General features: G+C 54.0%; 9 protein-coding genes and 1 pseudogene. 1 reads left to right on the plus strand and 9 read right to left on the minus strand.

Features of this window, described 5'->3' with window-relative positions:
• Positions 1-109 precede the first annotated feature (109 nt).
• The 9 genes and pseudogenes from AC5M9B_RS03670 to AC5M9B_RS03710 all read right to left on the minus strand — a co-directional run bounded on the left by AC5M9B_RS03670 (position 110) and on the right by AC5M9B_RS03710 (position 8,152).
• Positions 110-748 (minus strand): alpha/beta hydrolase, encoded by a 639-nt coding sequence (locus AC5M9B_RS03670; protein WP_209282940.1) that lies wholly within the window; start codon positions 746-748, stop codon positions 110-112.
• 110 nt (positions 749-858) lie between these two features.
• A complete protein-coding gene (locus tag AC5M9B_RS03675; RefSeq protein ID WP_455007587.1) occupies positions 859-1,860 on the minus strand; it encodes a TraB/GumN family protein in 1,002 nt (333 codons plus the stop codon).
• A gap of 1 nt (position 1,861) precedes the next feature.
• A pseudogene (locus AC5M9B_RS03680) lies at positions 1,862-2,026 on the minus strand (IS5/IS1182 family transposase); the annotation flags it as partial.
• An 81-nt stretch (positions 2,027-2,107) separates the two neighbouring features.
• Positions 2,108-3,022, minus strand: coding sequence for an NAD(P)-dependent oxidoreductase (locus AC5M9B_RS03685; protein ID WP_455007586.1), 915 nt, complete (start codon positions 3,020-3,022; stop codon positions 2,108-2,110).
• A 162-nt stretch (positions 3,023-3,184) separates the two neighbouring features.
• Complete coding sequence (locus AC5M9B_RS03690; RefSeq protein ID WP_455007585.1) at positions 3,185-3,817, minus strand: Csu type fimbrial protein; 633 nt, start codon at positions 3,815-3,817, stop codon at positions 3,185-3,187.
• 476 nt (positions 3,818-4,293) lie between these two features.
• Positions 4,294-6,363, minus strand: a complete 2,070-nt coding sequence (locus AC5M9B_RS03695; protein ID WP_455007584.1) for a fimbria/pilus outer membrane usher protein — start codon at positions 6,361-6,363, stop codon at positions 4,294-4,296.
• Positions 6,245-6,763: a hypothetical protein gene (locus AC5M9B_RS03700; RefSeq protein ID WP_455007583.1), complete on the minus strand. Its 519-nt coding sequence runs from the start codon at positions 6,761-6,763 to the stop codon at positions 6,245-6,247. The genes AC5M9B_RS03695 and AC5M9B_RS03700 overlap by 119 nt, the downstream gene beginning before the upstream one ends.
• A complete protein-coding gene (locus tag AC5M9B_RS03705; protein ID WP_455007582.1) occupies positions 6,750-7,475 on the minus strand; it encodes a fimbrial biogenesis chaperone in 726 nt (241 codons plus the stop codon). Before AC5M9B_RS03705 ends, AC5M9B_RS03700 begins: the two co-directional genes overlap by 14 nt.
• A 41-nt stretch (positions 7,476-7,516) precedes the next feature.
• Entirely contained in the window at positions 7,517-8,152 is a 636-nt protein-coding gene (locus AC5M9B_RS03710) for a spore coat protein U domain-containing protein (RefSeq protein ID WP_455007581.1), read from the minus strand.
• A gap of 82 nt (positions 8,153-8,234) precedes the next feature.
• Between AC5M9B_RS03710 and AC5M9B_RS03715 the strand changes: the two genes are divergently transcribed.
• On the plus strand, positions 8,235-8,590 hold a 356-nt coding region (locus tag AC5M9B_RS03715), incomplete at its 3' end, for a transposase (protein WP_487648269.1).

Raw genomic sequence — 8,590 nt, forward strand, 5'->3', positions numbered from 1 at the left:
GTTTTATTCTTGAATCTGTTCAAACCACTGATACACTAGTGTTGCACTTGAAATCCGAATCCAAGGTCGTCTGAAAATGTTCAGACGACGTTTTTATATGGGAATCTGCTTAACCCAAAACCGATGGGACAAAGCGGGTGATGGTATCGCGCAGGACGATGAGTTTGCCGTGGAAGAAGTGGGATGAGCCGGCGATGGTGATGATAGGCAAACCTTGCGGTTCCGCCCATGTCCAAGCTTTGCTGATTTCAACGACTTCGTCCTCCGCGCCATGAATCATCAGGGTTTTCGATACATCGGGGACGGAGGCAGGCTCGGGGCGGTCGGTGTAGTGGTGTACTGCCGCGCCGATGAGCAGCAGTAAATCCGGCTCGCGCTCTTGGGCGGCGAAGGTGGCGACATAGCCGCCGAAGGAGAAGCCCGCCAATGCGAACTGTTCGGCTTCGGGATGTTGCGCGCGTGCGTGGTCGATGACGGCGATGCAATCTTGCGTTTCGCCGCGTCCGTAGTCGTGAACACCTTCGCTGTTGCCCACGCCGCGCAGGTTGGGCAGGTAACAGTGAAAACCGAGCTGAGATAAGGCTTTGGCGGCGGTTTGAATGACTTTGTTGGTGTTCGTGCCGCCTTGCAACGGATTGGGATGGTTGATGACTGCCACGCCGCGTGCAGGAGTTTGCGCGGCTGGAAGGTAGATGGTTTCGAGCAGCCCTGCGGGGCCTGCGATTTGGATGATGTCGGGTTTTTGCATGGGAGATTTCCTTGGATAGTGGTGTTTGGGTATGGGAATATGTATTGCCTGCAAGAGGTCGTCTGAAAACTGGGGATTCGGGTTTCAGATGACCTCTTGTTGTGTTTGTGTTACCACATCAATATTTTGGGCATGGGCGTTACTTCGTAACCGTCTTTGCGCAGTAATTCGATCAACCCTTGTTCGGACATCAGGTGCATGATGCCGACGGCGAACAGCGTACTTTTTTCAGCAGATTGGGCTTTGATTTCAGGCAGCCATTTCAAATTGCGGCCGACTAATAAGTCGTTTTGAAACCAGTTCAGCATCAAAGGGGCAATTTCGGGGTATTTTTTCAGGGATTGCTGTTCGTATTTTTTATGGGTATCGGCGAAACCGTCAAAGTTGCCGCTTTCGTAAAGACCGTACATTTCATGGGTTTGTTCGAGAAAGTCTTTGTTGTCGTCCGTGGTTGTTTTCAAAATACGGATGATGGTTTCTTCGGGAAAGGCGGAAAAACTTTCCGCTAATTGAGGCATGGTTTCGAGGAAGCGGCGCGGCTTGCCTGTTTTTTGGGCTGACTTGGAAAGCAACATATCCACGCCTGTCGTGGAGCTGTATTCGGCGGGGTAAACGCTTTGGGCAAATAGGAATGCCGCCCAAGGCTTCATGCCGTCGGCAGCTTCCGCCAAGGGAGCGGTTTCGGGATTTATGCGGAAGGCTTCTTGCAGCGCTTGGAAGGCTTTATCGCCGAGCTTGGCTTTCAGGGATTTGGTGTCGGTGGCTTGGTTGAAAAACTGTTGGTATTGTTGTTGCGTTTCCGGATTTTCTTCCGGCAATAAGTCGACTTCCGTAGTCAGTTGTTCGACGGAGGCAAGCAGGTTTTCGGCTTCTTTCGATAGGACGGCTTCTTTTTTACCGATGTGGATGGTGCCGACAAGGTAAGAGTCGGGCTGACCTGCTTTACTGATTTTCCAAACGTTGCTGGACAGTTGCGGTACCGACCAGTCGACAGACGGAGCGGAGGCGGTTTTGATTTTTTCATCGAAAGCAGTATGTTCTGCTTCGGGTTGGCAGGCGGTCAGGGTAAGGAGGGTAAAGCCTGCGGCAAGGAGGGAAAGGAATGGGCGCATGAAATTTCCTCTGAAAGATACGGGCAACGGGATGACGTGCAATGTATAGTGGATTAACTTTAAACCAGTACGGCGTTGCCTCGCCTTGCCGTACTATCTGTACTGTCTGCGGCTTCGTCGCCTTGTCCTGATTTAAATTTAATCCACTATATTTGAATGGTTGCAATACGCTAATCATCTGACAAGCAAGGTCGTCTGAAAAGGGATATGGGCTTCAGACGACCTTTATCTGCCGGATTCGACCACTCTATTTCTGATGTTCCGCCAGTTTCAGGTAAACGCCGGCAACGTCTTGTTCGCCGTAACCTGCTGCGACGGCTTGACGGTAGCTCTCGGCAACGGTTTCAACGGCGGGCAGCGAATTGCCTGCCTGTTTCAATTCGTGGACGGCGAGGTTGAGGTCTTTTGAGGCGTGTTTGAGGGCGAAGGCGGGTGGGAATTCACGGTTTGCCCACAGGGATTTTTTGGTTTGGAACATGGGCGAATCCATGGCAGAGCCGCCGACGGCTTCAATGATGGTGTCGGTATCGATGCCGAATTGCCGCGCCATCAGCATGGCTTCGCTGTATGCTTCGCCGAAGATGCCCAAGAGCGAATTGAGCACGAGTTTCGCGCCGGAGCCTTTACCGACGTTGCCGAAGTGGAAGGTTTTTTTGCCGAGAATGTCGAACACTTTTTGCAGAGAATTTAAAACATTCTCTTCGCCTCCGAAGAGAATCAGCAATGTGCCGTTGGTGGCGGGGACAACCGAGCCGGAGACGGGGGCTTCGGCGAACTGTCCGCCCGCCGCTTCGACGATGGCTTTGATAGCGAGGTTTTCGGACGGGGCGATGGTGCTCATGTTGACGATGATTTTGCCGTCAAGCTCTTTTCGGGTATCTTCGTCAAGGATATCGAGGATGGCGGCGTAGTCGGAAACCATCAGGAAAATAACGGGATACGCGCGGATAAGTTCTGCGCGGCTTGGGTAAACTTTCGCACCTTTGGTTTGCAAGTCGGCGGTTTTATCGGGTGAACGGTTGTAAACACCGACTTTGATGCCTGCATCGAGCAGGCGCGTTACCATCGGATTGCCCATCTGCCCCAGGCCGATCCAGCCGATTTGAGTGTATTCATTGTTTGACATGGTGTTTGCTCCTTTGTTGGTTTGATTTGCCATCATATCGGTTTGAAGGTCGTCTGAAAAGTTTTGAAGGTTTTCAGACGACCTTTTTGGCGGAGTCCAAATGAGAACATCCGCCGTTATTCCTTTGCAAACAGAAATAGCGGCGGATTGGTGTTTTCTATAACCATGCTGTTTTTTCTTTTCAGACGACCCTTCGGATCAGTATCGGATATCGACGGTTACCTTGTCTTTATATTCGCCCGGGGTGTAGTCGGTGTTTTTTACTTCTGCCGAGATGGTGTGAATTTGGCTGTTGCCGTCGCCGGTAGATTTCAACGCGCTGCCTGATCCCGAAGGATTGTTGCCCCATAGGTGGGCGTTTGTATGGGTACCCTTTTTGAGGCGGTAGGGGACTTTGTCAGTATTGGCTGGGTTGGTGGATTTCATCTCGCCGCTGCCTTCCTGATTACCGTTGGAAGGAATCAGACCGACGGTGTAGGGCGTGCCGTTGGTGCAGCGGACGGTGAGGTTGCCCGACTGTTTCAGGTTGGTGCTGCCCGCGGTGTGTGTGCCGAAGTCGATGTCGTCGGCGGAGATGAATTCGCAGACGGGTGCAACATGGGCTTGGACGACAAAAGGGAAGCGTTGTCCTGTATTCAAGTCGTTTCCGCAATCTGAAGGGTCAGGAGTACCATAACGTTCTGCCTTCCAGTTTAATACGGTGGAGTCGCCGGTAAAGTCTGCAATGTAATAATCCGAAGCCGTAGTGGGGATGGTGTTGCTTTGCCCGCTGACTAATCTAGCTCTGATGGGGATACTGCCAGTAAAGGTGCCCTTTAGCCCGATACGCATGACACCTGTTCCGACACTGCTGGGGGAGTTTGGCGTGTTACCCGTTCCCCAGTTGGTATTATCGGGTTTAAGTAAGGATAGTTGCAGTGTTTGGGCGTTATTTCTGCTATGAACTATTCTCCGGGGGGTATATATGTTTGTAAACCCTCTCCCTCCGTCAATATTGAAGCACAAGCGTACTTTTACAGTATAGATGTCATTATTGGTGCATTGGTAGTGGATGGTGGCTTGAATATCTTCCGGCTGGTTGTTGTTTAGAAGGTTGATCCCATTGCTTTGACTTCCGAATACTAAGGCAGGATGACCTTTGAAAGTTCCGTTGCCTTGTACCGTCGCTGTGCATTGTACAAACCTGCCGGCTACACCGCTGTTTGCCCAAGCTTGCCCTGCGGACAGGGACAGCAGTCCGAATACGGCAGGCAATGTCATTTGTCGGAAAAGACGGTTTGCGGTTTTCAGAGGACCTTTCTTTATATTTATCTGCATATGATGTCTCCCAGTTCCGGGATGGAATCCGGATTGTGTGTTTCAGGGTAGTCCGCTTCGAAGGTGCAGGTGCCGCCGTTTTCGGGGAGGGCGACGGTGAAGCGGTTTCTACCTTCTTTCATGTTTTCAATATATGTTTTGCCGTCGAAGCCGGTTACGGCTGCCGGTGTGCCGTCTTCAGCAGTAATGCTGCCGCCGCTCGGGAGTAATTGGTTTTGTGCGTCTTTCAGCGTCATGGTGGCGGCGCGGGTACGCTGGATTTTGAATTCGACGCGCATGCCCGAGCGTTCGGGCGGGGCGATTTCGGCGACGGTGTGTTCAAGCTGAACGTCCAGCGGCAATTCGGCAATATCGACGCTGACGGTGTTTTTTTGGTAGGCAGAGAGGCTGGGGATCAGTGCCAGCCCTTTGCGGTTGGTTTTGCCTACGGGCATGCCGCCTGCGCGGATGGGGACGTCCGCCATATCGCCGGTACTGACGACGGCGAAACTGTCGTTGACTTGGCGGGTGGCGAAGAGGCTGCCGCCCATGAGGACGAGACCGCCCCTCCAGCCTGCGTTCCAGTTGCTGTTGCCGCTTTGGCTGTAAACGTTTGCCCAGCCGTCGCCGTAGGTGTTTTGATGGCGGATGTTGCCGTTGAAGGTATTGCTGCGGCTGCCGTTTGCGTTGTCGTTTTGCTGCCAGCCTATGCCCCAGCTGGTGCTGCCCATGCCGCTGCTGGTTTTGTTCAGGGTTGCTTGGTAGCTGTTGTTGTGTTTGTTTCTGCTGATGCCTGCGGAGGTCGAATAGCCGTTGTCGAGGCTGACGGAGAGGCCCGCGTGGAAACTCAGTTCGCGCCTGTTGCGGAAGTTTTTATTGGCGCCGGCGTAGAGCGAGGTGCGGTTTTTGAAGCTGCGGCTCCAGCCGAATGAGCCTACGCCGTCGGCGGGACTGCCTTCGGTGTGGGAATGGACGTAGGACAGGCTGAATGAGCCGAGTTTGTCGCTGCTCCAGCCTGCGGATGCGGAGGCGGATGTGGCGGGGTGGCGTGTGGCTTTGAAAAAGTCTGCGCCGTATGCGGTGTCGCCCAGTTCGGCAAATTGCCCGTTGGTACGGCTTGCGCCCGCGCTGAAGGAGAGCCTGTCCCATTGGGTGCTGAAAAACGCGCTGCCGCGCCGTCCTGTTTTGCCCGCAAAGCGGCTTTCGGCATAATTAAGATTGAGTTGTCCGAGCGAACCCAATACGGTATCGGCGGCAATGCCCGCCTGACGGTAGCCGCGCGCGGCTTCGCCGTGGATTTGGGCGGTCAGGGTATTGCTGACACCGTAACGCAGCGTGCCGGAGGCGGCGGGGTCGGATTGGTATTTTGCGGAACGGATGCCGTAATCGCGGCGGACGTAGCCTGCTTCAAACGACCATTCGTTCAAGCCTTTTGCCAAAAGTCCGCTGCCGCCGTAAAGCGGCATATCGACGACGACGGTGCGCCCCAGTACGTCGGTGGCGACGACTTGGGCGTTGCTGCGGCCGCTGATGGACGGCGGCAGGATAAGTTCGTATTCGCCCGCTTCGATGTCGCGGCTCATTTGTTTGACGCCGTCGAGGTAGAGGTCGACCGTGCCGGGCAGGGTGCTTTTACCGAGGTAGGAACGCAGCGGGGCGGTTTGTTTCCACGGGCGGGTGTTGTAAGTGCGGGAGATTTTGATACCGCCGATGCGTGTGCCGCCCCATGAGCCGATTTGTCCGGTCAGGGTGTCGCCGACGGTCAGCGATATGCCTTGTTCGGGCCAGACGGTGCGCCAGTAGGTATCCAGGCGGGCGGTGTTGCCGCGAGAGCCGCTTTCTTTGTTGCGGCTACGGTTGGCAAATTGGGTGTGGTTCAGATAGCCCCAAGGCGTGCTCAGGCGCATTTCGCCGAAAACGCCCTGTGTGCCGTTGCCGGAGCGGTTGCGCGAGATATTGGCGTCATAGTTCAGAACGGCGGCAAAGCCGGGTTTGGCGATGGCGTAGCGGTTTTCCTGCAATGCGCCGATTCGGGCGGTTTTCAGGTCGGGCTGCCATTCGAGGGGGGGCGGTGAGGTCAAGGGTTTGCGCGGCGGCATCGTATTTCGCCTGCAAGCCGTGGATAGAGGAGAGTTCGAACCATACGCCTGCGCCGGGTGTGGACGCGCCGTCCTGAATTTCAGGCACGACGCCGTTTTTGCCTGCTTCGGCAGCTTCTGCGTCGGGCAGGGCAATGCCGTAGGCGCGCAGGGATTCGGGACGCGCATACAGTACGCCGTTGCGCGACATGAAGGGTTCGATACCGTCGCGTATGCTGCCGTTGACTTTGACCTGCGGGTAAACGGTCAGCCACGCCTGCTCGTAGGCAGCAGGCGCCGCCTGCGTCAGGATGTCTTGAGCAGGAGAGGGCAGGGCGTAGAAACACAGCATCAGCGCGGCACTCAGCCGCGTAAGCCGTGTCCTTAGGTCATGGGGCGGCAAACCGTACCTCCGTTTGGATCGGCATACCGTTTATCGTGGCATTCAGACGACCTGTGTTCAGAGAGGCGGGGGAAACTTCCAATTCGCGTTTCCAAGTGTTGCCCGGCAGGACGTAGCCCGCCAAACCGTTTGCCAGCGTCAATGCGTCTTTGGCAGAAGTCGTCTGAAAAGTAATATTGCTCAGTTGCGCATGGGCATTGCCCGTGTTTTCGGCAACCAAAACCGCTTTGCCGTTCGCGGCTTTTTCCGCGCGCCATTGCAGCTTCGGTTCGGCATTGTTTTGAACGTTGACAAACAGCGGCAGCGAATAGCGCATCACCAACTGAATGCCTTTTCGTGGTTTCGCATCGGGGGCGGGCAGCTCGTCCACAATCAGGCGGTAGGCTTCTTCAGCCTGTTTGTCGGACGGTTTGACGCGCATCACGCGGAACTGCTGCTGCGCACCCGTTTCCAGTTTGACCATGGGCGGGCTGGCAATGACGGCATCGGTAGGTTCGAGCACTTCACCGCCGTTTGCGTCCTGCGTCCAGCGGAATACGCGCACTTGTGCCGTCAACGGCTCTGCGCCCTTGTTTCCCAAAGTAAAAATGCCCGCCCGCTGTTTGGCGGGCAGGGAAAGCGATGTCGGACTGACTTGCAAACCGGCGGCATGGTTTGGTAAAACCGCTGCCGCCGTCAGCATACCGACAAGTGTGCTGATTGCTTTTTGCATGAGGATTTTTTAGTTGTTTTGTTTTGAGGGAGTAAACCGGATTAGTAGGTCAGGGTTACTTTTACGCGGTCTTGGTAGGTGTCGGGGGTTTTGTCGGACAATTTATCTTGTGGGATTTTTGCAAATACAGGAAGCATGATGGGTGTATCCAAGCCTTTACCAGTCAGAGAGAGAGAGTTTTGTTCTTTGCCCCACTTAATAGCTGAAATTCCGCCAATTGTTTCATTGAGACCAACTCCGGTAATTTCTGGTTTGTAAAGTTGATACTCGATTTCGTCTGTATTGGAGGTGCCTAATAAACCTTTCAGCTTGCCACTGCCGTCTGCACTTTGGTGATTTTGAGGTTCTAAATGTACTTTGAATACGGTATTTTTACTGCAATTAACCTGGATACCTTGTGTTGTATTGCCTGAGTTGTTGCCTGTTAATTCAGCGCTGTTTTTTTGAGCTTTATGTTCACCAAAATCAATATCTGCTCCTGCAATTGGATCGGCAGCAGAAGCAATTGGAGTTGCCTGACCATGATTTACGACGAAGGTTTCGCAGGAGCCGGTCAATGTCAATTTAACATTGAAGAAATCTGAAGTGCCGCTGTTGATCGGCGCTGCCATTGCAGTATTGCCCATCATCATAAGAGAAGCCAGGGCAAGAGAAGTTAAAGTAAAACGGGTTTTCATCGGAATTTATCCTTGTATGAGACCTTTGCAAAATCCCCCCAAAATCCCCTAAATTCCCACCAAGACATTTAGGGGATTTCTCATGAGCACCTTCTTCCGGCAAACCGCCCAAGCCATGATTGCCAAACACATCGACCGCTTCCCGCTATTGAAGTTGGATCAGGTGATTGATTGGCAGCCGATCGAACAATACCTGAATCGTCAAAGAACCCGTTACCTCCGAGACCACCGCGGCCGTCCCGCCTATCCCCTGTTGTCCATGTTCAAAGCCGTCCTGCTCGGACAATGGCACAGCCTCTCCGATCCCGAACTCGAACACAGCCTCATCATCCGCATCGATTTCAACCTGTTTTGCCGTTTCGACGAACTGAGCATCCCCGATTACAGCACCTTATGCCGCTACCGCAACTGGCTGGCGCAAGACGACACCCTGTCCGA

It is taken from the genome of Neisseria flava (genome assembly GCF_982712965.1).

Bases quoted from the DNA above. Each gene is read 5' to 3' on its own strand.
- AC5M9B_RS03670 (WP_209282940.1), bottom strand. From the start codon at position 748: ATGCAAAAACCCGACATCATCCAAATCGCAGGCCCCGCAGGGCTGCTC.
- AC5M9B_RS03675 (WP_455007587.1), bottom strand. From the start codon at position 1,860: ATGCGCCCATTCCTTTCCCTCCTTGCCGCAGGCTTTACCCTCCTTACC.
- AC5M9B_RS03685 (WP_455007586.1), bottom strand. From the start codon at position 3,022: ATGATGGCAAATCAAACCAACAAAGGAGCAAACACCATGTCAAACAAT.
- AC5M9B_RS03690 (WP_455007585.1), bottom strand. From the start codon at position 3,817: ATGCGTATCGGGCTAAAGGGCACCTTTACTGGCAGTATCCCCATCAGA.
- AC5M9B_RS03705 (WP_455007582.1), bottom strand. From the start codon at position 7,475: ATGCAAAAAGCAATCAGCACACTTGTCGGTATGCTGACGGCGGCAGCG.
- AC5M9B_RS03710 (WP_455007581.1), bottom strand. From the start codon at position 8,152: ATGAAAACCCGTTTTACTTTAACTTCTCTTGCCCTGGCTTCTCTTATG.